The 26,262-nt window shown below is 50.5% G+C and carries 27 protein-coding genes and 1 riboswitch; all 27 genes read right to left on the reverse strand.

Features of this window, described 5'->3' with window-relative positions; genetic code table 11:
* Positions 1 to 418: 418 nt before the first annotated feature.
* Entirely contained in the window at positions 419 to 811 is a 393-nt protein-coding gene (gene rpsI / locus T504_RS0107640) for a 30S ribosomal protein S9 (RefSeq protein WP_033170484.1), read from the reverse strand.
* 23 nt (positions 812 to 834) lie between these two features.
* A complete protein-coding gene (gene rplM, locus T504_RS0107645) occupies positions 835 to 1,275 on the reverse strand; it encodes a 50S ribosomal protein L13 (RefSeq protein ID WP_033170485.1) in 441 nt (146 codons plus the stop codon).
* A gap of 199 nt (positions 1,276 to 1,474) precedes the next feature.
* Positions 1,475 to 2,398, reverse strand: coding sequence for an NAD-dependent epimerase/dehydratase family protein (locus tag T504_RS0107650; protein ID WP_033170486.1), 924 nt, complete (start codon positions 2,396 to 2,398; stop codon positions 1,475 to 1,477).
* 30 nt (positions 2,399 to 2,428) lie between these two features.
* Positions 2,429 to 3,046 (reverse strand): histidine phosphatase family protein, encoded by a 618-nt coding sequence (locus T504_RS0107655; RefSeq protein WP_033170487.1) that lies wholly within the window; start codon positions 3,044 to 3,046, stop codon positions 2,429 to 2,431.
* 3 nt (positions 3,047 to 3,049) lie between these two features.
* The gene (cobD, locus tag T504_RS0107660; protein ID WP_033170488.1) at positions 3,050 to 4,120 is read right to left on the reverse strand and encodes a threonine-phosphate decarboxylase CobD; all 1,071 of its coding nucleotides are present in this window, start codon (positions 4,118 to 4,120) and stop codon (positions 3,050 to 3,052) included.
* Positions 4,121 to 4,122: 2 nt separating this feature from the next.
* The gene (locus T504_RS0107665) at positions 4,123 to 5,520 is read right to left on the reverse strand and encodes a cobyrinate a,c-diamide synthase (RefSeq protein WP_033170489.1); all 1,398 of its coding nucleotides are present in this window, start codon (positions 5,518 to 5,520) and stop codon (positions 4,123 to 4,125) included.
* A gap of 33 nt (positions 5,521 to 5,553) precedes the next feature.
* A complete protein-coding gene (locus T504_RS0107670; RefSeq protein ID WP_369793625.1) occupies positions 5,554 to 6,390 on the reverse strand; it encodes a GHMP family kinase ATP-binding protein in 837 nt (278 codons plus the stop codon).
* Positions 6,391 to 6,467: 77 nt separating this feature from the next.
* Positions 6,468 to 7,235, reverse strand: coding sequence for an adenosylcobinamide-GDP ribazoletransferase (gene cobS, locus T504_RS0107675; RefSeq protein WP_033170491.1), 768 nt, complete (start codon positions 7,233 to 7,235; stop codon positions 6,468 to 6,470).
* 40 nt (positions 7,236 to 7,275) lie between these two features.
* A complete protein-coding gene (cbiB, locus tag T504_RS0107680; RefSeq protein ID WP_033170492.1) occupies positions 7,276 to 8,217 on the reverse strand; it encodes an adenosylcobinamide-phosphate synthase CbiB in 942 nt (313 codons plus the stop codon).
* A complete protein-coding gene (locus T504_RS0107685) occupies positions 8,211 to 9,755 on the reverse strand; it encodes a cobyric acid synthase (RefSeq protein WP_033170493.1) in 1,545 nt (514 codons plus the stop codon). Before T504_RS0107685 ends, cbiB begins: the two co-directional genes overlap by 7 nt.
* A 12-nt stretch (positions 9,756 to 9,767) precedes the next feature.
* On the reverse strand, positions 9,768 to 10,346 hold the full coding sequence (cobU, locus tag T504_RS0107690; RefSeq protein ID WP_033170539.1) for a bifunctional adenosylcobinamide kinase/adenosylcobinamide-phosphate guanylyltransferase: 579 nt from the start codon (positions 10,344 to 10,346) through the stop codon (positions 9,768 to 9,770).
* Between the two features lies 1 nt (position 10,347).
* Positions 10,348 to 10,983 carry a precorrin-8X methylmutase gene (locus tag T504_RS0107695; RefSeq protein ID WP_033170494.1) on the reverse strand — a complete coding sequence of 212 codons (636 nt, stop codon included), beginning with the start codon at positions 10,981 to 10,983 and terminating at the stop codon, positions 10,348 to 10,350.
* Positions 10,952 to 11,752: a precorrin-6A reductase gene (gene cobK, locus T504_RS0107700; protein WP_051635263.1), complete on the reverse strand. Its 801-nt coding sequence runs from the start codon at positions 11,750 to 11,752 to the stop codon at positions 10,952 to 10,954. The genes T504_RS0107695 and cobK overlap by 32 nt, the downstream gene beginning before the upstream one ends.
* Positions 11,749 to 12,504, reverse strand: a complete 756-nt coding sequence (gene cobJ, locus T504_RS0107705) for a precorrin-3B C(17)-methyltransferase (RefSeq protein WP_033170495.1) — start codon at positions 12,502 to 12,504, stop codon at positions 11,749 to 11,751. Before cobJ ends, cobK begins: the two co-directional genes overlap by 4 nt.
* Positions 12,492 to 13,598, reverse strand: a complete 1,107-nt coding sequence (locus tag T504_RS0107710; protein ID WP_033170496.1) for a cobalt-precorrin 5A hydrolase — start codon at positions 13,596 to 13,598, stop codon at positions 12,492 to 12,494. The genes cobJ and T504_RS0107710 overlap by 13 nt, the downstream gene beginning before the upstream one ends.
* Positions 13,595 to 14,350, reverse strand: coding sequence for a precorrin-4 C(11)-methyltransferase (cobM, locus tag T504_RS0107715; RefSeq protein WP_033170497.1), 756 nt, complete (start codon positions 14,348 to 14,350; stop codon positions 13,595 to 13,597). Before cobM ends, T504_RS0107710 begins: the two co-directional genes overlap by 4 nt.
* 147 nt (positions 14,351 to 14,497) lie before the next feature.
* Positions 14,498 to 16,471 (reverse strand): TonB-dependent receptor plug domain-containing protein, encoded by a 1,974-nt coding sequence (locus tag T504_RS0107720; protein WP_033170498.1) that lies wholly within the window; start codon positions 16,469 to 16,471, stop codon positions 14,498 to 14,500.
* A 63-nt stretch (positions 16,472 to 16,534) separates the two neighbouring features.
* The gene (locus T504_RS0107725; protein WP_051635264.1) at positions 16,535 to 17,287 is read right to left on the reverse strand and encodes a TonB family protein; all 753 of its coding nucleotides are present in this window, start codon (positions 17,285 to 17,287) and stop codon (positions 16,535 to 16,537) included.
* 1 nt (position 17,288) lies between these two features.
* Complete coding sequence (locus T504_RS0107730) at positions 17,289 to 17,696, reverse strand: ExbD/TolR family protein (protein WP_033170499.1); 408 nt, start codon at positions 17,694 to 17,696, stop codon at positions 17,289 to 17,291.
* Complete coding sequence (locus T504_RS0107735) at positions 17,683 to 18,345, reverse strand: MotA/TolQ/ExbB proton channel family protein (RefSeq protein ID WP_033170500.1); 663 nt, start codon at positions 18,343 to 18,345, stop codon at positions 17,683 to 17,685. Before T504_RS0107735 ends, T504_RS0107730 begins: the two co-directional genes overlap by 14 nt.
* A 9-nt stretch (positions 18,346 to 18,354) precedes the next feature.
* A complete protein-coding gene (locus tag T504_RS0107740; protein ID WP_033170501.1) occupies positions 18,355 to 19,380 on the reverse strand; it encodes a FecCD family ABC transporter permease in 1,026 nt (341 codons plus the stop codon).
* The gene (locus tag T504_RS0107745; protein ID WP_033170502.1) at positions 19,377 to 20,213 is read right to left on the reverse strand and encodes an ABC transporter ATP-binding protein; all 837 of its coding nucleotides are present in this window, start codon (positions 20,211 to 20,213) and stop codon (positions 19,377 to 19,379) included. The genes T504_RS0107740 and T504_RS0107745 overlap by 4 nt, the downstream gene beginning before the upstream one ends.
* Before the next feature lie 11 nt (positions 20,214 to 20,224).
* On the reverse strand, positions 20,225 to 22,111 hold the full coding sequence (locus T504_RS0107750; RefSeq protein WP_033170503.1) for a TonB-dependent receptor plug domain-containing protein: 1,887 nt from the start codon (positions 22,109 to 22,111) through the stop codon (positions 20,225 to 20,227).
* 26 nt (positions 22,112 to 22,137) lie between these two features.
* Positions 22,138 to 23,130, reverse strand: a complete 993-nt coding sequence (locus tag T504_RS0107755; RefSeq protein ID WP_051635270.1) for an ABC transporter substrate-binding protein — start codon at positions 23,128 to 23,130, stop codon at positions 22,138 to 22,140.
* A gap of 146 nt (positions 23,131 to 23,276) precedes the next feature.
* Positions 23,277 to 23,470: riboswitch (cobalamin riboswitch) on the reverse strand.
* Positions 23,471 to 23,534: 64 nt separating this feature from the next.
* Entirely contained in the window at positions 23,535 to 24,113 is a 579-nt protein-coding gene (gene cbiT, locus T504_RS0107760) for a precorrin-6Y C5,15-methyltransferase (decarboxylating) subunit CbiT (protein ID WP_033170504.1), read from the reverse strand.
* A 100-nt stretch (positions 24,114 to 24,213) separates the two neighbouring features.
* Entirely contained in the window at positions 24,214 to 25,563 is a 1,350-nt protein-coding gene (gene bioA / locus T504_RS0107765) for an adenosylmethionine--8-amino-7-oxononanoate transaminase (RefSeq protein WP_033170505.1), read from the reverse strand.
* Positions 25,564 to 25,573: 10 nt separating this feature from the next.
* Positions 25,574 to 26,260, reverse strand: coding sequence for a dethiobiotin synthase (gene bioD, locus T504_RS0107770; RefSeq protein ID WP_033170506.1), 687 nt, complete (start codon positions 26,258 to 26,260; stop codon positions 25,574 to 25,576).
* Positions 26,261 to 26,262 lie beyond the last annotated feature (2 nt).

The following is a 26,262-nucleotide window of genomic DNA, read 5'->3' on the forward strand; positions in this document are numbered from 1 at the left end:
AGCGGATATGAGCTTCCGCCGATTTTTAACCCGTGGCAATAAAAATGTCCTTGTGGAAACGATGCTGCTTGCAATGGCTTATAACATTCAAAAGCTGCATTGCAAAATACAGGCAGAAAAGCTTAACCGGCACTTAATCCCTGTGGATAACGCTGCTTAAAAAATCAAAGAGCGCAAGAAACAAAGACGATTTTCAGACCGTCTGGTGTCTTGCGCTCAAAATTCCTGTATTTTGCTCTTACTTTTAAGATATCGTCAAGTTGAAAAGCTAATGGGGCTGTGCATAAGTAATTTCTCACTCATGCAACAGCCCCTTTCTTTTCTATTATCTATCCATCTATTAACTACAGCTGCTAACAAAAAAACCATCAGCCAAATGACTGATGGTTTTTTCCAATTCCGTATAAAAACGCAAGAATTAACGTTTCGAGAACTGCGAAGCTTTACGAGCTTTCTTGAGACCGTATTTACGGCGCTCTTTCTCACGCGGATCACGCGTTACGAAACCAGCTTTCTTCAGAGCCGGGCGAAGCTCAGCATCCATTTCCATGAGTGCACGGGTGATGCCATGACGAATAGCACCAGCCTGACCAGTTACACCGCCACCTGCAACGTTAGCGATGACGTCATACTTGTCGTTAGTCTCCGTAAGGTTGAGCGGCTGACGAACAATCAGTTCCAGCGTGCCCAGACCAAAATACTCTTCCATGCTACGACCGTTGATCGTAACTTTGCCTTCGCCTGGAACCAGACGAACACGGGCAACGGAAGATTTTCTGCGGCCAGTGCCGTAGTAGCTTACTTGTGCCATTTAGAAGTTCCTCCCTTTCCAGATTAGCGAATGTTCAGCTCGAGCTTTTCCGGCTTCTGAGCTGCATGCGGATGCTCGCTGCCAGCATAAACGCTGAGTTTGCGATACATCTGAGCACCGAGGCGGTTATGCGGCAGCATGCCTTTGATAGCGTGCTCCAGAACGCGCTCCGGGAACTTCTCGAGCATCAGGCCAGCCGACGTGAACGTCGTGCCACCCTGGTAACCGGAATGACGGAAATAAGTTTTGTCCGTCAGTTTCTTACCCGTGAATTTTACTTTCTCTGCATTGATGACGATGACGTAATCACCCGTATCAACGTGCGGAGTAAAGGTCGGTTTATTTTTACCGCGAAGAACTTTTGCGACTTCAGCTGCGAGGCGGCCGACAGTCTGGCCTTCAGCGTCTACAACATACCATTTGCGCTCGATATTGGATGCATTTGCCATAAACGTTGTCTTCATGCGATTTCCCCCCTAATAATTTCATTTCTAATTTTATCGGTATATGATGCTCTTGTATTCGGCTTCCGGGGCTAATGGATGCCTGATTCCGTAACATCACATAGAAATATTCTACTCATAAAAGTGCAACAAGTCAAGGGCTTTTTTGTATTTCCCTAGAAATTTTCTCTAAGTTATCCACGAGTTTTTTGTGGATAACTTAGCCTTCGCCGCTAAAGCCTTTGATGGTTTTTTTCAGTCCCTTTTTCAGACTCGTATGCGGATTCCAGTTGAGTTTCTCTCTTGCCCTCGCACAGTCTAACACCAAATTCCCCTGCAATTGGCTGCCAGCCGAACCAACGGAAACCTCCAGTTTTTTCCACGTTACATCTTCCAGCAAATGTATCAATTCCCTGGTATTCGTCGCCATACCAGAGCTCAAATTATAGACTGCATTAACTTCATCCGTTAAGAGTGCTGCATTTACGCCAGCGGCTACGTCGCCAGCATAAAGGAAATCATGGGATTTCCCATCACCATAAATCGTTATCGCATTACCCGCTATGATTTTTTTGACAAAGGACCCGATGATGCCGCCCTCACCGCTTTCGCGTTGTCGTTCTCCATACACATCCGCCAAGCGCAAGATAATATAATTGAGTCCATAGAGACGCTGATACATCACCAGATACTCTTCTACTGTCTTTTTGCTAAGTCCATAAAACGAGCAAGGAGCCAATTCCTGTATTTCGCTAACAGGCTGCCGATTCTCCGGCACATTCCCATATACTGCCGATGCAGACGAAAAGACAACCCGCTGCACATCGCTTTTACGGGCTGCCTCTAAGATATTAACGGTTCCGATTATATTCTCCATCGCATCAAACGCAGGATCAGCCAAGGAATCCTTGACGGTAGTCTGAGCCGCCAAATGCACCATCCAATCAAAACGTGCCTTCATAATGCGCGGAATTACTGCAGCGGACCTCACATCCATTTCCCACGATTCGCAATCAGCCGGTACATTATCCCAATCGCCGGTACTTCCATTATCGAGCACCGTTACCGCATGTCCTTCCGCCAGAAGCCGGCGCACAACATGCGAGCCAATAAATCCAGCTCCACCTGTTACCAAAACCTTCATAACAGATTCCCCTCTTTATTCCCTGAATTCTCAGCGCAATTCTCCCAAATGAGCGGTACTATTCAACAGTTCAACGGTAGGATTGCCCTCGGCATCATATCGCACGATATTTACCGCTGTATTGAACTGACGGATACTCCAAAGATACTGAAGCGGCATGTGCAGGGCTGCTGTCAGCATCGTGCGCAGAACTGCTCCATGCGCCGCAATCATGATGGTCTGCCCCTCATGTTTCTGTATCAATTCCTGCAAACGCGACATTGCCCGCTGCTGAACTTCGGGGAAGGATTCCCCATGCGGGATATTAAGAATATCGGGATGCGCCAGGAAATTCTTCATGGCATCCGGCCAGGAAGCAACAATCTGCTCATAGGTAAGCCCCTCCCAATCGCCAAAACTTAGCTCGCGAAAAGCAGGCTCCAAGTTCACCTCTAGCGCGAATCGCTTTGCCACTGTCTCAGCAGTAACTCGTGCGCGAATGAGATCACTGGAATAGATTGCATCGATATGCGCTACCGGGAAATTCGCCGCTAATTTTTCCGCCTGATCAACTCCTGCCGCCGATAAGGCCACATCCGACTGCCCCTGATATCGGCCACTAACATTCCACTCCGTCTGTCCATGACGGACAAAAACCACTTTTACCATGAATTACAATTCCTCCAATGCTGCCAGCAGCTGTTCGTTTTCCGCCGGCTGGCGAACGGCGATGCGCACATAGCTTTCGCCATCTAATCCCAAATAATTCGCACAATCTCTCACTAAAATGCCCTTATCCCGAAGCTTTTGCGTAAATTCGCGGCTGGTGAGTCCCGTACCACGAATGTCCAATAACATAAAATTGACACTGGGCCGATAGGCACGAATTCCTCGGCAGCCATCAATGCGTTCGTAGAAGCGCTGCATTTCTTCCGCGATAAACTTCTTGCTCTGTTGCTGGTAGTCCTTATCGTTCAATGCTGCCACACCAGCTTTTTGTGCCAGCAGATTAACATTCCAGACATCTTTGCCCGCATTAAGCCGTTGCGCAAGTTTTGGGCAGGCCGTGCCAAAGCCCAGCCGCAGGCCAGGCAGCGCATAAAATTTTGTCATTGACTGAATTACGAAGAGATTCGGATATTCCGTTACCAGATCGCGAACCGTATAACGACTGTCATACGGCAAAAAATCCAGGAAAGATTCATCGACTACCAGCCACTGATGACCGCCCCGCATTTCTTCGAGCAGATGAACCAACTCATTGCGTGTGATAAGCGATCCGGTAGGATTGTTCGGATTTCCCAAAATAATACAATCGGTTACCGCCAGCGCTCCCATAAAGGAATCCCAATCGATACGGAAATCATCCTCCGGGTCAAGGTGGAATAAATTCACCTTAGCACGCGCCGCCAACGCCGCCCGTTCGTACTCACTGAACGACGGAACCGGCAGCAAAACATTGCGCGGACGCACCGTCTGCAAAAAAAGATAGAAAAGCTCTGCGGCACCATTGCCCAGTACAATCTCTTTTTCCGAAACATTATACGATTCCGAAATAGCTTTTTTCAATTCGGCGGCATCCGGATCTGGATAATGAATGACTTCATGGACAGCTAAGGAAATGGCCTGATAAACGGCCGGGGACAATCCCTGCGGATTCACATTCGCTGAAAAATCCAGCCAAGCTTCGCCATTTTTTCGCGCAGTATAAACGTTGCCACCATGCTCAAACTTTTCCATCATAATCACTCTCTTTCCTTTTTTTCCAGCTTCCATGCAAGGCAATACTCCACGAATGATTTTGCTGCCTCCGGGCAGCCAGCAAAATGAAGATGCAAATAACTGCCAAGAACATTGTTAACCTGCCGCCCCGCGCCATAAGTCAAATTGTTACGAAGCTTAGTAAAGCAAAAGGGTCTTTCCGCGTCCTCCCTCTCCTGTTCTCGCGAAAAATGAAATTCATGGCCACGAAGCTTTGTCCCCTTGGGTCCCAAAAACGAATCTTGCCTGAGGACAGCTTCCACATAACCAACCATCTGCAGTTTTGGGGTCATGACCGCCTGTCCCGAAAACACGCCAGTCATCGCATAAACCTCGCCAGCAAAATCCTGCAGGCTGTCCATCAGATACATATAGCCACCACATTCCGCATAGATTGGCATGCCCGCCGCAGCTTTTTCCTGAATTTCCTGCCGCATGGATCGGTTGGCCGCGAGCTGCGCGGCGAACATCTCGGGAAAACCACCGCCAATCAATAAGCCATCCACATCAGGAATCCCTTTGTCCCGAAGCGGACTGAAAGGAACAAGTTCTGCCCCAAAGTGCTTTAAAACATCCAAACTCGTAGGATAGTAAAACGAAAAGGCTTCATCCAGTGCTACCCCAATGCGGCATAGCTTCAGTTTCTGCCCATCCTTCCGATAAAGCGTTCGGACCTTCAATGGTTTTGCTGTTTGAGCCAACCGCAGCAGCGCCTCTAAATCCAGCTGACGCGCTGCTGCGCGTCCCATCTTGCCGATTACCTCCTGCTCGTCGTTTTCCTCGACGGGCAAAAGCCCCAAATGACGCTCCGGCAGCTTCAGTTCCTCATTGCGCCGCAACGCTCCATAAACCTCAATGCCGATTGCCTTCATCGCTTCACGAATCATGGCTTCATGAGTATCCGACCCCAAACGGTTTAAGATGACGCCTGCCAACTGCACCGTTGGGTCATAATCTCGAAATCCCTGTGCGATGGCAGCGGCCGATGCGCCCATAGATTTGGCATCAATGACTAAAAGCACCGGTGCATCGAGAAGTTTTGCCACAGACGCGGTGGAACTTACGCCCCGTCTTCCTCCATCGTATAACCCCATAACGCCTTCAACTACCGCGATATCGGCCCCTTCACAGGCTGCAGCAAAAATCGCCGGCACAGCATTCTCGGGCGTCAGCCAAGTGTCAAGATTATGCGCCGGCCGGCCACTGGCTAATTTATGATATCCTGGATCGATGTAATCGGGACCAACTTTAAAGGACTGCACCTTAAGGCCACGTTCCCTAAGTGCCGCCAATAACCCGGTAACAATTGTCGTCTTTCCCGATCCTGACTGGGTTGCTCCAATGACAATCCGCGGGATTGCATACTGATTTGCGTACTGCAACGAAACACCTCTTCTGCTACGATTTCACCTTGATTATCTAAAAAGTTCTACAAACTCTTCACATTTTCCTTCTGCCACCTGAACGCCCCCGCCCTGCAGGCGTGTCTGCATGAGCAGCACTAAGTGGGGAAAGCGCTGGCGAATCATTTGCGTGCCCAGTTGCAGCGACGCATCCGAAAACTTCTCCGGCCAAAGCACGCCAATCACCGTACCGCTATGGGCAACGTTGATTCCCAAAGCACCGTGCTGCCTTACAAAAGCCAACAGCTCCTCCAATCCTTCCTTATACAAAAGCGATTGATTATTCAAGGCACTCATAACTGCTGCCTCAGCAATGAGCGCCTCATCCTGCGCCTGCCAGCCCTCTTCAAATAAAGCCAGCGCCTCTGCCGAACGATTTTCCCCATCCTCTTTAACCTGCTCGTGATAACGAAGGGTATCGACCGCACCGCCGGTATCGAAAATCGAAATGCGAAAAGCCGGCAAGCCGTGATAGCTTGCCAGCCAATCGCCATTCATATGGTTGATGCAGACCACTTGCGGATAAAAAACTCCATCTGTCGGTTCGATACTGGCTGCCATACGCATGATTTCTTCCGGATACGTGCGATAATCAAAAGCCAATGCCACAGCCACTACCGTTGCGGCAATATCCGCACTAGAAGAAGCCATCCCCTTTCCTCTCGGCAAACTCGATTCCAGACAAAGTCCCCAGGGAAGCTCCTCCTTCCCCAGACTAGTCAGTGTTTTTTCCAACGCCATCAGCGACTTTCGTCCCAAGCCATGAATACCCGACAACGCATCGGAAATTCGAACCGTTGTATAACTTCCCACCGGGCAGGTGACAAGAAACGGGTTCCCTGCTTTCATCCCCTGCAGGAGTTCCCCACAAGAACCGGGAACGCGAACCATCAATTCCATACCTTACGCTCCTAAATAACTATTTTTCAGCGCCACAAAATGTGCAAACCGCCTGGAATCCAAGAAGTCACCAGAAATACCACCAATACCATCGTCTCTGTGAGAGTTTCCACTGCTCCATACGTATCTCCGGTCAGTCCGCCAAGCTTACTGGTCAGCCAGGCTCCAAGCAGCCAGGCAAAGCCCAAGCCAACGGCCAGCGCCGCAATGGCTGCCTGCCCCCAGGGAACTACAAACAGCAGCGTCGTGATGCCAGCAACTGCCAAAGTCTTTTTATCGGCCATATCCGAAAACGCTTTTCCCATGCCCTCCGGGCGCGCATACGGAAAAAAAGCGATAACCATAACCATCGCCATGCGGCCAATAACCGGCATGACAAAGAGTGCCGTCATAAGCAGTACCAATTTGATATCACGAAGCACCGTCCAATTTATCATCATCAAGGAGACCAAGGCTATGACCCCGAACGCCCCCACGCGGCTGTCCTTCATGATTTCTAGTTTTCGCTCCCGACTGCGAGCTGAAAAAACGCCATCGGCCGTATCCATATAGCCGTCAAGCAGCAGGCCGCCCGTCACCAGCACCGGCAGCAAAACTAAAACCGTCGTGACAAAATTCGCCCAGCCAAAAACCGCCACCAAACACCAGGTCACCAGCATGTAAATCAAACCTAACACGACCCCCACCAACGGAAAAAATTTCGTACTGCGGCCAAAATCCTCCATCGTCAGATCCGGCTGATTCTTCACATGAATGCGCGTTAGAAATTGCAATGCAGTAATAAATGAATTCATCGCTACTATCCTCCTGGCTGTTTCTGATGGTTATTTCGCTTCATAACCCAAACATGGCATACGCAATGAGGATAAACATCACCGTCACGGTGTACATCATGCGAATCGACTCCATAATATGCTTGGGTGCTATCATCTCGATGACATCTCCCATATATGCCCGAAAATGCTTCTTGCCAAAGTAAGAATTAACACCGCCCAATCGGACATGCAAAGCCCCTGCAACCGTAGCTTCCGCATAACCGCCATTAGGGCTTGGATGCTTTTCCGCATCTCGAAGCATTACCCGATAAGCATTCTTATAATCAAAGCCCAACACCCAGGCCGCAAAGATAAACAAGACCCCTGTGATACGCGCTGGAATGTAGTTCAAGACATCATCAAGCTTGGCTGCTGCCCGGCCAAAATACAGGTATTTATCGTTCTTGTAACCAATCATCGAATCCATGGTATTCGCGGCCCGATAGAGCACTGCTAGTGGAACTCCGCCAATGACGAAAAAAAAGAGTGGCGCGATAATACCATCGACGGTATTTTCGGCAATTGTTTCAACAGCAGCACGGGCAATTTCCGAATCGTCAAGATTTTCCGTATCACGGCCAACAATCCAGCCTACTTTTTGGCGTGCCTCTTCCAATTCGCCGAGAATAAGCAGCGTGTAGATGCCCTTCCCCGCCTTGGCAAGACTCTTAGGGGAAATAGTAAACGACAACAAAATACCGCCGACTACCGCGGAACCAAAAGACCACGGAATTCGATAGGAAAGCATCATGATCGCCGCAGCCGCTTCATAGGAAACCAACAGCGTAATCAGTACGAGCATAGCCCCCATTGCAAATTTTTTGCCATCGCTGTCTTCTTGTTGATAAAACCACGTTTCCAAAGCACTGATGAGTTTTCCCATCAATACCACAGGATGCCAGCGGCTGTTGGGATCACCGATAACAGTATCCACCAAAAAAGCGATAATTGCCGTCAGCATAATTTTTCCCCCATGATTTCCGAAAGCTTTTCCATGTCCAGGCTCTCGCGAACCACAGCGGCCAAGTGATTATAGGCCTTTTCTTTCTCTGCTCTTACATTGCGCTGAACGGCAAGTGGCGCGAGCCCCTTGCGGCCGCGCAAGGCATTAATCACCTGGCGGCGGAAATCGTCGTGATCAAAGATGCCATGAATATAGGTTCCCACCACGTCTCCCTTGTGTCCCTCGGTTCCTTGCGCCACTGCGCCATCCCAATTGTCCACTTCCTGCGCAGCCTTGGCGCGGATATGAAAAGGATGAGGAACCGCTGGCCCAAACTTCGTCTTTCCCATGTGAATTTCATAGCCTGGCATATCTTGAGCCGTCAGAACCTGCCCGAGGAAGGGCAGCTGAATGCAGTCCGCTGTCACCTGAGTCGTACGCTTCTGTGCGGCAAACGTTGTCTCCATATCCAAGTAGCCAAGACCTTCAATATCCTCATGCTCCGACTCCGTATGTTCCGGGTCATGAACTGCCGTTCCGAGCATCTGATAACCGCCACAAATCCCCCAAAGCGGCGTACCAGCCGCTACCTTATCGGCTATTGCTGTTGCGATTCCCGTTTCCCGCAAATGAATGAGGTCCTCGGTCGTATTTTTCGACCCCGGCAAAATAATCATATCAGGCTCGCCAAGTTCTTCCTTGTTGGAAACATAATAAAGAGATACATCCGGCTCCGCTGCCAGACTGTCAAAATCGGTAAAATTCGATAATTTCGGCGTCTGAATTACGGCAATCTTTATTGGTGCATCCAAGGAAACAGGGTGCTTTTCCTCCAGGGAAACCGAATCCTCATCATCAATCCCCAGTGCTTCAACATGAGGAACCACCCCCAAGACAGGCTTGCCCGTCTTCTGTTCCAAAAACTCGATAGCTGGAGTCAAAAGGCTCACATCGCCACGGAACTTATTGATAATAAGCCCCTTGACCAAATTGCGTTCCTCTTCGTCTAAGAGTTCCAGAGTTCCTACCAACGCCGCCAATGCACCGCCACGATCGATGTCCGCAATCAAAAGGACCGGAGCCTGTAAATATTTGGCCACGCGCATATTTACGATGTCATTGGCCTTGAGATTGACTTCTGCGGGACTGCCAGCTCCCTCGATAACCACCGTATCGTATTCTGCCTGCAGCCGCCCTAGCGATTCCTTCACCGCATCAAAGGCCTTTAGACTATACCCCTTATGATATTCCCGGGCACTCATGTTGCCGATTGGTTTTCCCATTAAAACCACCTGCGAGCAGCTGTTGCCAGTAGGTTTGAGCAAAACCGGATTCATGTCCACCATCGGCTCTAACCCCGCCGCTTCCGCCTGAGCCACCTGCGCCCGTCCCATCTCCTTGCCATCCCGCGTGACATAGGAGTTAAGCGCCATATTCTGCGCCTTAAACGGAACGACTTTGCGCCCCTGTTGATGGAAGATGCGGCAGAGGGCCGTAGTAATAATGCTTTTGCCCACATGAGAACTTGTCCCCATGAGCATAATAGCGTTGGACATGTGGATTCCTCCTTAAGCGAATGCTTTAATATTTACCGGTATTCCTGCAATGACCGCATAAACTTCAGCAGCTTCCTTGGCCAGCTGCTGATTGGCCAGTCCGCTGATATCCCGGTAGATGCGGCTGAGTTTGTTCTCAGGAACGATACCTGCGCCCACCTCATTCGTAACAAATACCACCACTGCGCCCTGCGCAGCAGCAGCCTGCGCAGCGGCAATGAGCTGGCTGATTTTCTGGCGAGTCAGCGCATAGATTTGCGCTGGCTTTGCCAGCTCTTGTTCTCCGAGCTGGCAAAGGATATTGCTGAGGTAAATCGTAATGCAGTCAAACAAAATGGCATCATGCTGCTGCGCTGCCGCCTCGATTGCCCGCTGCGCATCAAAGGGTGCCTCATAAGTTTGCCAATCCGCCGGCCGACGCTTGCGGTGTAGTTCCACCCGAAACTGCATTTCTTCATCAAAAATCTGTGAGGTCGCAATATAGGCGATTGCTTTGCCGCTTTGGGCAACCAAATTTTCGGCAAACGTCGATTTCCCCGAGCGAGCGCCGCCCGTTACCAACACGATTTTACCTTTTTTTTCTTCGTCCATATCAGCCTCGATCATTGTTAATCAAATACATCATGGCATTGATCGCAGCAGCGGCAATGGGGCTGCCGCCCTTTGTCCCCGCCACAGTGATATAGGGCACGATGCCATTTTCTGCCAACTCCTTTTTCGAATCGGCAGCACCAACAAAGCCTACGGGAATCCCGACGATGCAGGCAGGACGGACCCCCTCTTCACGAACGAGACGAAGCACTTCAAACAGGGCCGTAGGAGCATTGCCAATGGCTACTATGCTGCCGTCGAGTTTTTTGCCGAATCGACGCATCGCAGCCATCGAACGCGTTATTCCCTCAGCTTTGGCTTGCTTTGCCACTTCAGCATCTGCAATCAAGCAATGCACCTCGCCGCCAAAGGAAGCCAGTTTGCGCTTGTTGATCCCCGTGCGAACCATCTCGACATCGGTGTAGATATCCGAACCGCCTCGAAGTGCCTCAATCGCTTTCTCGATAGCGCCCTCACCAATGCGAATAATCGGTGCGTATTCCACATCCCCAGCGGCATGAATGATACGGCTGTAGACTTTCACGGCCTTCTCATCAAGCTTCAACTGGGAAAGATAAGGGGCGATGATTTCCATACTGCGCGTTTCAATTTCCATCGGTTGTTTGATAAACTCCATGTCCGTATCGCTCCTCTACAAACTTCAGGATTTCCTCATAAGTCCTGCCAACATTTCCATAATTCATCACCGGCCGATCGATGACAATAACTGGCAAATCCAGCTCGGCCGCCGCCGCAAACTTCGTATCGGTACCACCAATCGTACCGCTGTTTTTGGTGACGACGACATCGGCGTTATACCGCCGATATAATTCCTTATTGAGCTCTTTGGAAAACGGTCCCTGCATGCCAATAATCTGCCCCGGCGTAAGTCCCAGCCCTTCGCACAAACACATGACTTCCGCGGTAGGCAGCACCCTGGCAATTATATGACAGTCACGCAGATACTCCGACGTCGTAAATTTTTCCAAATTGCGGCTGCCTGTAGTCAGAAAAATATTTTTCCCCAACTTGGCAGCTAATTTTGCCGCCGATTCATAGTCATGCACAATGGATAATCGATCATAGTTGCTTGAAGTTAAATCCCTCTCATAACGGATATAAGGAAGCTGCAAATTCTTGCAGGCCGTCAAGCCATTTTGGGACATATTCACCGCATAGGGATGGCTCGCATCCACAAACAGACGGATGTCATGAACCCGCAGATATTCCTCCAATTGCTGCTGATCCAGCGGCTTATCGTTAATGATGAAGTTGCGGCCACGACAGTCGGCCAGCAGCTGCTCTCCATAGTGGCTCACCACCGACGCCGCCACATCATAACCGTTATCCAACAGATATTTTGCCAATTCGCGGCCATCCTGCGTACCGGCAGCGACAAAAATCATAAACCGTTCTCCTTATTCTGATAACCGCGCGGGGTAATCATCCAGCCATCTTTGACATAGGTCTGGCTATTACCGATGACCACCAGCGAAAACATATTGATGTCCTCTTGGGTAAAGTCTTCGAGCGTCGATATTACCTTTGTCTCCTTATCGCGGCTGGCAGCCGTAACAATCCCCACTGGCGTTTTGGGGTCACGGACCTTCAGCATGATTTCCCGGACCTCTTCAATATTTTTCACGCGTTTCTTGCTCTTGGGATTGTATAGTGCGGTAACAAAATCGCCCTGAGCCGCCATCTCGACACGCTTACGGATGAGCTCCCAAGGGGTAAGCAGATTGGATAGACTGATAACCGCAAAATCATGCATCAACGGTGCGCCAAGAACCGAAGCTGCCGCATTGACCGCCGAAACGCCGGCAATGACGCCACCGAACTCTGGGCGCTGCGCTTCCTCACGCTGAAGGATCAATTCCAACACGAGGCCGGCCATTCCATAGACACCGGCATCGCCACTGGATACTACCACGGTATCCCGGCCTGCCACGGCTTCCTCCACAGCCATGCGGCAGCGGTCAATTTCCTGCATCATCGCCGTGCCGATAACCTTCTTGCCCGCCAGCAGCGATTCCACCAGATTAATATAGGTATTATAGCCTGCGACTACTTCCGCCGCTTCAATCGCTTTTCTAGCCCGCGGGGTCATATCCTCAAGACTTCCCGGACCGATACCGATTACTGTTATTTTTCCCATAATAAAGCTACCGTCACTTTCTCAAATTTGGTTTTGCGAAGAGCCATCCGTCCGCCACGTTCCCCCACACAGCAATAAGCTGCTGCCTCGCAGACATTCCCAATACCAATGGTCTCTTTGACAAAGGACGACTCCTCCAGCTGATATTTCGCAATGTTCTGTTCCATTTCCGCATTTTCATAAAATCTTACGGGCCGCGCCAAGCTGTCCGCGGTAAAAAGGATTCCCGCCTCATGGCGTTTTACCGCCGTACTGGCAATGACATCCACAAAGGACCGATCCCGACCAATCATGCGGCAGGCCGTGTCAATCGCCGACATGACCACTGCTGCCGGTGTTCCCCGGCGGCAGCCCACGCCAGCAATCAAGCGGCGCGGCGACAAACAAAGTACATTAGCTGGCAACTCCGAAAGCTCCGGAAGATTGGCTTCCGAAACAATAACCGCATATAGCTGCTGATCTTCGGGCTGAATATTCATCAACTGACTGGTAATGCAAAGTTCAGCGGGCTGCCCGGACTGTTCCAGCATTCGTTTGTAGAACACGCTATGAGGCAGCGTTTTATCAATACGCCAAATAACTTTTTGGCCCTCCAACACCGCCGAATTGAGCGTTCCGATTCGTACCTTGGGCCATGGGCGCAAGCTCAGCCGCGCTGCCAACGCATCCGGAGCCAGACACTTATTGACATCCGTTGCCGTAGTGATGACCGGCGCCGCTCCCACGGCCTGGCAGAGCAGCTGCGTCAACACATTGGCGCCGCCAATATGCCCCGACAACAAGCTGATACCATGCTGCCCGCGCTCATCAAACACCACCACCGCTGGGTCCTTCAACTTACTTTCCAGCAAGGGAGCAATAGTCCGCACGACGATTCCCGTAGCCATAATGAACACCAGACCATCATAAATGGGGAAGGCTTCGGCCACCACCTGCGAGAGTTTCACAAAGCTGCGCGTCCCCTCCAGTGATTCCTGTTCCTTCGTCAGGACCTTCTCCGACACATAAATGGTCATCGTGCTGTCGAGACTTAACTGAAACGTTTTGGCTAATTCGTAGGCCTTTTTCGTTAAGGCAAAACAAGCTGTTCTCATTTGCTGGCCTCTCGGAACATATGGGAAAACTCCGGCGCATAGAGCCGCGAAAGCTCATAATCGGCACCGAGGCAGCGGCTGACTACAATCATAGCGGTACGATCAATATTTTTGTCTTTTATTTCCTCCACAATAGTTGCTAAAGTTCCCCGGACAATTTTCTGCTCCGGCCACGACGCCCGTTGCACGATGGCGATAGGCGTATCCGGCGTATAGCCGCCCGCCAATAACTCCGTTACCACCTTATCGAGCATTGTAATCGAAAGGTATATGCACATTGTCGACTGATGTGCCGCCAAACTCCGAAGTTTTTCTGCCTCCGGCACCGGGGTGCGTCCCTCGTTGCGCGTGATGATGACGGTCTGGGAAATCCCCGGCAAAGTATATTCCTGCTTGAGTGCCGCTGCCGCCGCAAAACAACTGCTCACGCCTGGAACGATATCGTAAGCGATTTTTTTCTTGTCAAAGGCATCCATCTGTTCCTGGATTGCTCCATAGACGGATGGATCGCCAGTATGCAGGCGAACCGTCGTCTTACCTTCCCGCTCAGCTTTTTCAATCACACAGACGACCTCATCCAGCGTCATCGACGCCGAGTTATGAATTTCTGCTCCTTCTTGGCAGAAATCCAGCAGCGCTGGATTAACCAGCGAACCGGCATAAATGACCACATCGGCCTCAGAAAGATACCGCTGTCCTTTAACGGTAATGAGCTCAGGATCACCAGGTCCTGCACCAACTATATGTACCATGAGATGTTCCTCCCATCTATTTTGCAAATGTTTTTATTCTTCCATACATCGCATCTATATATTATACAAATGACCGTCCAATAAGTCCATAGCACAAGCACGAAAGCCCAGCAGAAAATCTTCCTGCCGGGCTTTCCAAAATCTGAATTAGAATTTATACGTATAATGGAACATATAACTGATTGGCGCACCATAATAAGTCGAAGACGAATGGGAAATGACATCATGACGGTCCAGGACATTGCGGATCATCAGACTGAGTTCATTTGCCTTATCCGGCTCATAAGTCGTATTCCAAGTGGTGAGCAGATACGGTTTTGCATCGAACGAATGCTCAGACGACGGAGTCTGTACGCGTTTGCACAGATAAGAAGCCTTGAGGTTCGATGCCCATTTATCTTTTTTGTAGGTAATTCCAGTCGTCAGCTGCACACGCCCGTATTTGCGGTCCCAATAGCCTTTTGGGCTGCTCTTGCTTTCCGGATTCTGAACCGTCACACCCCAATGATAGGAAAGAGGCTTTGCGTCCTTGATATCCCAGCTGAGTTCGACACCAGTATTCCGGAAATCCTCATTGGTATATTCATACTCATTCTTTTTATCCTTCCAAGAAGCGCTGATATTGTCCTTGATGTCCATGTGGAACAAGGCCGCCTTCCATTTATGGGCGCCGTGGTTCTGCTTCCAGCCGAGCTCATAATTGATTCCCTTCTGCGGCTTCAAATTATAGTTAGGAATGGCCTTTTCGGATGAGCCATACATCTGCGCAAACGTCGGCATGATAAAGGACTGAGAAACATTCACATACAGATTATTGGCTTTATCCATCTTGTGGAGCCACTGGCCCGAGGCACTGAAGTTATGATAATTCTTGTCCATCCAGGCACCGTTGGTCCAAGTCTCCCGCACGCCAAAAATCCCCGTGTTTCTGGCATCAAAAGCCTGTTCAAGCTGTGAGAACACGCCAAAATTGTTGCGGGCATACTGAGCCGCTGGCTTAGTCGTATACGTGAGCAGCTTATCGTACTGCTCACGCTGAACCGAACTGCCGAGAATCCATTTGGTTTTCGGCGATAAAATCCAGCGGCGCTGCACATCGGCACCATAGGTTATATTTTTCTCGCGGGTATTATAGCGAGGTGCCTCGGTTTCCTTATCGCCTTTCGCAGTATTTTGGAAGTTCGTCACACCTTTTGACTCCACCGTACCCGTATTGAAATACACGCCAGCCTTAACCTTTTTGTCTTTGTAGTTGAGCTGAGTGATATGACGCTGGGTCGTATACTTACGGTTGTTGAAGAGATCCCCCTGGGCAATCGTAGAACCTGCCTTGACAGCATCAGCGTAACGGCTGAATTTGCTCTCCGTCTCCAGATAATTATAGAGGAGCGACAGATGGTCATCAAGCTGATAGCTAATCCCGGCACTCTGTTTTTGCACATCGGTAAGGGTCGTACGCGTACTGCCGAATTTCGTCGCGCTCTTAGAAACATCCACGCCATGGCGCCACTCATTGAAATTGTAGCTGACTGCCAAACGGTCATCGCCTACATTTGCCGCATAATGATGCTGGCCCGAGCTGCCGATGCCAGCCGTAACCGTATTGGCAGCCCCCTTCTTCGTGATGATGTTTACCACACCAGCCATGGCTTCACTGCCGTACAACACTGACCCAGAGCCTTTTACAACCTCGATGCGCTCAATACTGTCAGCAGGGATTGCCGACAAGTCATATTTGCCGCGCCAGGAAATCGGATTGCCATTAACCAGAACCAGCGTGCCGTTATCGATGCCACGGATATTGACGGAGTTATCCATCGTGCCCATGGCGGCACCATTAGGGCCGAAAGCGCCATAGGCGATGCCATCGACTTTCGACAGCGCCTCCCCGGCCGTCTGCGCGCCGCTGTCTTTAATTTCTTCGGCGGTGATGATTTCCGTTGCCGCTGGAACATCCACATCTTTTTTCTGGGAGCGGGTAGCCGTTACGACTACTTCACCAAGATCCTCGGTCACCTCTTGCTCAGCAGCGAATACATCAGCCGGTACCGACCAATACATCGCGAATGTTACCCCGGTTGCGACACTTGCCAGCAACTTCTGCCTCATCTTCTTGTTCATATAATCCTCCTAAACTTGCATTCCCATTTAAATTTATTCGAAAAGACAACGAGTAACTTCTCTTTACCAGTCATCTCCATCGATCATTTGGAATCGATAGCGGATGGGATAGACCCCGCTGCCGCGGAACTGGCAGCGATAGCCAGCAGCAATAGCGGCCTGATCCATTGCCCCATATCCCGAAGAACTCGTCACCGCCACATTGGTGACAGAACCATCCTGTACATAGATAAGCAAAGCCACCACACCTTCGGCATTTTGCGACCGCAGGCTGGAAGGATACTCCGGCGAAGCTTTGGCTATACACCTAGCTGGTTCCCTTTCCTCTTGGCTTTTCCCCGTACCGCTTCCCGCACCGTTGCCATCGGCACCATTGCCAGCACCATTGCCATTTCCCGTGCCAGCACCAGACGAATTGCCACCGCCAGTACCTGCTGACCCAGAATTTTCCCCTGCTGCACTTCCTGAATCTGATGATTCACGTTTTGTTCCCGCTTTGGTTACCTGATGCTGTTTGCGATAATCTTTCTTTTTCTCTGGATGACGCGTGTAATCTTCCGTAATTGCCGGCAAATCAGCCGCTGGTGGCATCGCGACTTCCATCGCCGCTGGGGCAGAAGCAGCGGGAGCCTTTCCGCCACCTCCCGCAGCCCCAGCGGGCGAATCCAGCCAAACCGTATTTTCCGGCACCGTTTTCTCCGCAGGTCTTACCGCCAAAAAGAACCCTGTAGCCGCTACCAACAGGAAAACGATACCATGAAGCAGGAGCGAGATTGCCCAGGCCCGCCATTTTGCTTGCTGATTCTCCTCACTCATATTATTTTCCCCCATCAGCAGCGAGTCCAATATGCGTAATCCCCAGCGCCTTAAATTCATCGAGCAAACCAATCACCATTCCATAATCAAGACCTTGATCTGCTCGAACGACGACCGCGAACTGCGGATCATTCTGGTAGGACTGCTGTGCCTTCGTCAAAAGCTCTGCTTCACCGATGGGCTGGTCTTCCAACCAGAGGGAACCATCTTTGCGAATCGTCACCACATAAGTCACATGCAGTTTTTTTTCCGCATGCTGTGCCGCCGGCATATCCACATCCACGGTTTTCATATTGACCATATACAGGGTGCTCATCATGAAAAACACCAACAGGAAAAACATGATATCGATCATCGGGATGATGATAAGAGAAGGCTGCTTGATCTGATGACGTTCACGCAAGCGCATGCTGAGCACCTTCCTCTTCTTTGCGGACTTTTGGGGCAAACGCCGCAGGCTTTGTCTCTAAGAGTGAGAAGCAGGACTCCATATCCGTTACGATATTTTCCAGCCGCTGGGAAAAATACGCATGGATCATAAGGGCAAGAATCGCCACACAAAGCCCAAAGGCCGTTGCAATCAATGCTTCGCCCACACCGCCCGTAATCGCGGCAGCTTGGGACGAATCCCCGTTGAACACGCTAAAGGCCGAAATCATGCCGCTGATGGTTCCCAGCAGCCCCAAAAGAGGTGCCATCGTAACCACCACGCTCAGATAATAGAGACGCTGGCGAAACCGCGCCAATGCCGCTCCGGATTGAATTTCCAGATAAGCGGCAACATCGTCATGCCCATTGGCATAACGGGCAGCCGCTTCGTGAAGCAGCCGGCTCAATGCACCAGAATGGCTGGCAGCCAACGCCAAGGCCCCGGCGTAATCCGCCTTGCCAGCCAGGTCCATAAACCGGCTGGCAAACTGCCGTCCCGAATCCTCACGATGAAAATACTGCCAGCGTTCGATGCCGACAGCCACCACAAAAAGCGAGCAAAGAAGCAGCACATACATAATGAAGCCGCCCTTTTGAAATAACGCCACGCCAGCCATAATACTTTCCATAAACTCCTCCTAATCCAATTTCTGCTGATATTTTCGCAACAAATATAAAAAATACGGGGTTCCGATAAACGCGGTCATAATTCCGACACGAATCTCATAGCCAGGCAATATAACGCGCCCTACTGCATCGCAAAGGACGAGGAAAGCAGCGCCTGCGAGCAGGCTGGCTGGCAAAAGCTGCCGATGGTCCGGGCCGACGATGAGCCGCATCATATGCGGCACCACCAAGCCGACAAAACCGATATTGCCACTTATGCAGACACTTGTCGCCGTAGCCATGGAGGCCAGCACCAGCAGCAGCAGCCGATAGCGTTTCACCGCCATCCCCACAGCTTTTGCTTCATTGTCCCCCAGCACCAGTACGTTGAGCTGCCGTGCCAAGATCAGCAGAACCGTCGAACTAACAAGTATCGGGCCCAGTCCCAACAGCACATGTTCCCAACGCCGGTAATCCAGTCCACCGATAGTCCAGAAGAGGTATTCCTGCAGCTTGTTCACGTCAAGAAGCGTTAACACCGCTGCCGAAAAAGCCGCCAAAAACATCCCAACCACTACACCAGACAAGAGCAATGTCATCACAGGAATCCTCCCATGCCGCCAGGCCATCGCCACCGTAAGGCCAACCGCTGCCAGCGCGCCGACGAGTGCTCCCACTGGCAGGGCAAACATCGTAACTCCAGCCGCTCCTGTGGCAATTGCCAGCACAGCACCCACCGAGGCACCGCTTGACACGCCAATGATTCCAGGATCTGCCAACTGATTGGCAAAAATCCCCTGAAGCACTGCACCAGAAATCCCTAGCCCCGCTCCCGTCAAGAGACCAACGATAGTTCGCGGCAACCGGATATGCCAGATTACTGCCATCTCATCCGCCGGCACAGGTACCTGCGTCAAAAACGGAAGCTCCATTCCCTGTGCGAGTCCTGCCACCACATGAAGGAAGGGAATCTTCATCTGCCCCCAACTAAGCGAAAGGATACCTGCCACAGCTAGGCAGACTCCCAGAACTAACACGATAATGCCATACCGTCTCACTCTGTCACCTCCCTGCCGAGCACCGCTTGCAAAAGTCTTGCCTGACGCTCGTCCTGCCGCCTGCTCCCCGTCGTATAGATATCCATGTGACCGGTAAGCGGATTTTCCTTCACCGCAATCGGAGCTCCATAGGCTTTGGTCAAAAGTTCCGGCGTAAGTACCTGCTCCGGCTTCCCATCGGCGAGGACTTTCCCTTGCGAAAGCAGTAAAAGCCTAGAGCTAAAGCGCGCAGCCAGTGACAGTTCGTGAACAACCATCACAATCGTCCTGCCAGCAGCACAGAGCTCCCGGCAAAAACGAAATATCTCCTCCTGATAGATGAGATCGAGGCCTGTTGCCGGTTCATCCAACAACAAGATTGGAGTCTGCTGGGCCAATATCTTCGCCAAATAGACCCGCTGCTGCTGGCCACCGGACAACTCCTGTACGGGGCAGTCCAAAAAATCCAAAGCCCCTGTATAAGAAAGGCACGCCCGAACGATTTCTTCATCCTGCTTTCCGGCTTGCTGCCACCAGTGAAGATAGGGATACCGTCCCGTCTGCACAATTTGCCGCACGGTATACGCAAAGGGCACCTGCATTTGCTGCTGCAAATAGCCAGCCCGCCGCGCAAATTCCCGCTCGGATAACTTGGTGATATCCGTTCCCTGAAGGAAAATTTTTCCCTGAAGTGCTGGCAGCAAGCCGCGGATTGTCTTCAACAAGGTGCTCTTGCCGGCCCCATTAGGCCCGACCAGGCTCACCAATTCTCCCTTTCCTACCGAAAAGGAAACATTCTGCAAAATCGTCTTTCCCGAATAGCCCGCACACAAATCGCGGATTGATAAAACCATAAAGCCCTTCCTTAGAACTGATAGGTCATGCCCAGCTGGAAGAAGCGACCTGCGGCCGGATAGCCGTAACTGCTGTAAACCGAATAAGCCTGATTGGTGAAATTCAGTGCTTTCAAGTAAACCGTCAGCTGTTTGCTGGCTTCATAGCTCGTATTGAAATCCCATACGGCAAAGTGGCGATTGCCGTAACTTGCCTTATCAAGCCCCGTTCCCACGCGGCTCATGAGATTTGCCTTCCAAGCCCCCTGCTGATAGTGAAGGCCGAGACGGTAAGCGTTTGGCATGCTGTTATGACGCAAATACAAATATTTCCCTTTTGCCGACGTATTCGTATCGGTATATGTATAACCGATGTCATAGCTCCAGGCCGGCGTCAGTTTCTGCTGCCACGAAAGTTCAATTCCCTGGCGTTTTTCGTGATCAACATTCGTCGCCGTATAGTTCCCATCCATACCAGGCCAAGCAATCGCATCGTTTAAGACACTGTGGAAATAGCTGGCCGACAGCGTCGACTTGGCATCGAAGTCATGGGAAATTCCCAAGCTCTCCGTATGCCCCGTCTCGGCCTTGAGGTTCGGATTCCCCTTATAAGACCACCCGTCACCGTATTGGACATAGAACATATCCTCCGCAGTTGGGGCCTTATAAACACGTCCCCAGGAAGCAAACATCTTGGTGGCTTTATCCGCCCGATAGGTAAGGCCGGCCTTCGGTGTCCAATGGGTGCCAAAGCTCGTATGATTATCTACCCGCACGCCTGGGACGAAGAACCATTTGGGATTCAAGCGCATCGTATCCTGCACATAAGCGGCCTTGTTGATGATTTTTTTGTCTTCATAGCCACCTTCCTTATTCAACGAGTTGCTGTGATGATATTCAAGACCAGCCACCAGCTTGTTATTTGCATCGAGCTTCCAGCCATTCTGATAGTCGATTCCCTGCAGACGGGTATTGAATTTGCCTCTAAAGTAAGCGGATTTATTGTGGTCGAAATAGCGCAGGAATCCTGGCAATTTCGTATCTTCCTTGAACTTCCACGTCAGTGAGCCATCGTTGAAATTATTCTGCTGCTTGCCCGATGCCACAAAACCAGTAGGAACTGGATAATCTTGATAATAATACTGATTTCCGTTAATCAACTGATGATTGAAGCGCAGCGTCAAGGACTGGGCCGGCGTCAGTTCCTGTTTTACTTTCACCGACAGGTTATTGTTGCTGTAATCACTGCTTGGCATACGATGACTATCCCCATCCGTTCCCTTGTACGAGAAATAACTGCGCTTGTTAAGACCGCCTACCAGCTGCCAGCTGGTTTTCCCCTCGCGGCCTTCATTTGACAAGACATAGTTATGGGTATGCCAAGAACCCGTGTTCATATCGAGAGTTGTTTTATTTTTCGTCGGTGTCTTGGTGATGATATTTACCACACCGCCGATAGCATCGCTGCCATAAAGAGCCGAACTGCCGCCCTTTACGATTTCAATGCGTTCCACATTGTCAATCTGCGGCACACGGGAAAGGGTTGCACTGGCCCGGCTCGTGGAGCCCTGGTCATCGTTTATGCGCTCGCCATCTACTAGAACGACTACTCGCTCCTCGCCCTGAATGCGGACGGTTTCATCATAGCCATCACCGCCATTCGTCATAACGACTCCATTGATATGGCTCAGCGCTTCGGCAGTCGAGCGATAATGGTTGTCCTTGATATCTTCCGCCGTTATAACGGTTACATCAGCCGGAACATTCTTGGCCGCAGCCGGAATCCGCTCCGCTGTAACTACGACCTCACCCAAATCTTCCGTGTATTTATCCTGCTCAGCCGCCAAAGCGGTACCGAAGCATAACGTACTAAGCGCCAAGGTCAATGCGATGGATTCTTGTAATTTTTTCGTCGTCATAATAGTATCCTCCCTGTTTCTCTCTATTACTCAGCTACTGCTGTCAAATGCTCCGTTTTGTCCTGTTTGAAGGCATCGCCATATACCTGATAGGCAATTTCCTGAACCCCAAAGACAAAATCCTGGGAACAATTATATATATAACCCTCATAGGGGTCACGCAGTCCATTGTTGCGTATCGCCTTTAACGATTTCAGCGCAGGGTCTTCCAAATACTCCGCCCGGAATTTATCGATGTCGTATTTGCCATGATTCGTATAGGTTGGCAAAAACAGATAATCCGGATTGATGGCCACCAACTGTTCCTTGGTCATCGCCTGTCCGTTATGGATGTCCAGTTTGGCCATGCCATTTTTTACCCCAGCGTATTGACAGGCATCGTCAAAGGAACAGCCAATCCCGCCATAGGATTTCATCAGCGATATCAAGACCACGGATTTTCGTTCTGCTTCCGGTATCTTATCGACCTTCGCCTTTATCTCAGCCAACTTGCTATCCATCTTACCGATAAGCGTTTCTCCGCGGTCCGGCTCCCCGACCGCCTGGGCAATCAGCCGTACTGTTTCCTGGACTTCTGCAAGATTTTTAGCCCCTTTGCATACCACCACTTTAAGCCCTAAATCGCGCAGGGACTGTACCCTGGTCACATCTCCCCAATCCGGCACGATGACCAGATCCGGCTGCAAAGCCGCGATTTCTTCCACGGAAGGATTTTTAACTTTCGTCTCCACCTGCTGAGCCAGGCTCACGACATTGGAACTAATCGGGTCATCCAGCATCTGGTTTACCGCCACCATATGGTCAGGTTTCACCAAGCCCAACACGATTTCATCCGTGCTCATCGAAAGGGTCAAAATGCGATGAGGTTTAGCTGGCATTTCCACCACCGTTCCCTGTTTATCGGTAACCGTATACGCAGGTCCCCCGGCACTTGCTCCCAATTCCATCCCCTTGCAGCCCGTGCAGATTGCCACCACCAGAATGCATAAAGCGGCAGCTTTCCATATTTTCCTAATCATCAGCCCGGACAAACTCATTCCTCCTTTTTTCACGCACACAAAAAGACCCTCTCGTAATACTGAAAGGGTCTTTTACTCCGCACAAAAACAGCCCGTCCCCTGCTAACAGTTGACAGACATCAATCCCCTCCCCATCCTTCGTAGATCTACGGTGATTGGAATCAGGCAGTTCTCCTGGCTCCAGGTCATCGTTTCTCTGCGCCTTCCCAAAAGATGTACCCATCTCCCAGTGACATAACTTATGCAGATTCACTCGCTGTTACAGTGGCGGGACCGCGCCGGCATCTTGCTCTCCGGCTTCCCTATTAAGTCTCTCGACACCTGATTCATCCTATTCTATTTCCTGATAAAACTCACATCTCTTATCGTAGCATTGACAATGTTTATTGTCAAATGCTTTCCGATTACTTTTTCCAGCAGGTAACGATATAAATGGGATTAGCAGCTTTCGCCATATCATAAGGCCCCAGCTGCTGCAGGCGCGTGACCTGTACCTGGATTGCCTCATAAACATAGCTGTCCGAATGGCTGCGCATATAGTCAATGCATTGCATAAGCGTCTGTACCGTAATACAGTTAAGCACAATACGTCCATCCGGCTTGAGTTTGGGCGTAACCGCGTCCAGAATCCCCTCCAGCTTGCTGCCGCTGCCGCCGATCAGGACGGTATCCACATCGGGAAGCCGCTCGATACCAGCCGGCGCCTCCGTTTCGATAACCTTCACATTCGGAACAGCAAAATTTGCCGCATTGGCACGAATAAGTCCTACCCCCTCGGCATTGCGTTCCAACGCATAAACAGTCCCCTGTGGTGCCAGGCGCGCAGCCTCTACCGAAAGGGAGCCGGTACCTGCACCAATATCATAGATAACTGCATCCGGCTTGATCCGTGCCTTGACCAAGCTCAAAATGCGGATTTCCTGTTTTGTCATCGGTACATTATTGCGGATAAAAGCATCATCATCAATTCCCAAATAATTCATCCGAAGACCTCCCTCGCTTCCCAAACAAAACATTCTGAACTAATCTTAGCAGATTCCCCATCAAACCTCAATGCTTGCACTTACGATTCCCCGTTTGCTTTCATTCTCCCAATACGTCGGTGATTGCCTGCTGTGCCATTTCAATTGCCAGTGTAAGTTCCGCACGCGTTATGGTAAGCGGTGGATTGAAATAAAGCACATCACCTAACGGACGAAGAATCAGTCCATACTGCAACGCCCGTTTGTAAATGGCATAGCCCGTACGTTTTGCTTCCGCAAACGGTTCTTTTGTTTCCGGATTCTTGACTAGTTCAAGGGCATGAATCAAGCCGATATGGCGAATCTCCCCAACATTTTTATGCCGGCCAAAGGCATTTTCCATTTCTGCCGTGAGCCACTTCGCATTTTCCCCTGCGGTCTTCAGGATAGGCTGCTCCCGGAATATCTTCTGAACCGCTAATGCTGCCGCACACCCCAGGGGATTGCCCGCATAGGTATGGCTATGCATAAACGCCCGCCCTTCGCTGTAATCCGCATAAAATGCATCATAGATCTCTTCGCTGACACAAGTCACCGACATGGGCAAATACCCGCCCGTCAGCCCCTTGGAAATACACAGGATATCCGGACTGATGCCAGCCTGTTCACAGGCAAACATTGTCCCCGTACGGCCAAAACCTGTTGCAATCTCGTCAAGAATCAGCTTCACATCGTATTTATCGCAAAGCCCACGCAGTTTTTTCAAGTAAAGGGGCGGATAAATCCGCATGCCAGCACTTCCTTGCAGCAATGGTTCCGCGATCATGGCCGCCGTCTCATGTCCATGCTTTGCGAAGGCCTTTTCCGCCTTTTCGAAGCACTCACACTGGCAACAATCCCGCTGTTTTCCATAAGGGCACCGATAGCAGTCCGGGGCTTCAATATGGATGTTATCCATCATCATCGGCTGGTAAAGCTTTGCATAGAGGTCCAGGCTCCCTACGGAAAGCGCCCCGATGGTTTCGCCATGATAGCCTTCGGTCAGGCACATGAAGCGTTTTTTTTCGGGCTTACCTCCCTGCTGATAGAATTGAAAAGCCATTTTCAGCGCACATTCCACCGCCGCCGAACCATTGTCATTGAAATGGAATTTTTTGATTTTGGGCGGTGTTATTTCCTTTAACTGCTCGGCAAGTTCAATGGCAGGTCTATGGCTGAAATTGGCAAAGATAACGTGTTCCAGCTTATCGAGCTGTTCTTTTATCCCCGCATTGATTGTTTTGTTGCAATGGCCCAAAAGATTTGCCCACCAGGAACTGACAATATCCAGATATTTCTTGCCGTAAATATCATACAGCCAGACGCCTTCCCCATGATCGATAATCATCGGGGGCAAAGTCTCATAATCTTTCATCTGCGAACAGGGATGCCAAATCAAATCCAAATCTCGTTTCTCCAAAGTCTTCTGCATATTATCCCTCTTATTCGTAAAGTCCTTTCAGCACTTCGACCTTCATGTCGAGTTCTTTATCGCCTTTTTTCACATAGGCCAACACCTTGACCCCCGTCATTGCTTCAATCATCTTGGCATTGTCATCCTGCATGATGTCATGGGGAATATAGTTGTTGAAGATGATTCCCCGCACCGGAATCTCCCTTGCCCGCAGGTGTTCAATCGTGAGCACCGCACTGTTGATGGTTCCTAGTCCTGCATCGGCTACAATCAACACGCCAAGGTTCAAATGCTTTACTAAATCGTCCAGAATCACATGTTGCTTCTCATCCCATCGAAGAGGACAGATAATCCCGCCGCTCCCTTCCATTGTCAAATATTCGTATTTATCCTTTGCGCGGTGATAATCCCTTTCCACACGCCCAAAGTCAATGGGTTCGTCATTGAGCTTAGCAGCTAAATGCGGAGAAACAGCCTCTTGATAAATATACGAAACAAGCTGGGGGATGGATTCCCCAATACCAGCCACCGCATTGACATGAAGCGCATCCCCTGGCTGGAGCACTCCCTTTTCATCCAAAACCGCCCCCGACAACGCCGCCTTGTAATAACCGCCATTTAGCCCTGCATCCCGAAGTTTCTTGACAATCAGTCCTGTTACATAGGTCTTGCCGATATCCGTTCCTGTCCCCGTAATAAATAATGCCTTTCCCATGC

The sequence above is a fragment of the Selenomonas sp. ND2010 genome, from assembly GCF_000702005.1.
GTDB lineage: Bacteria > Bacillota > Negativicutes > Selenomonadales > Selenomonadaceae > Selenomonas_A.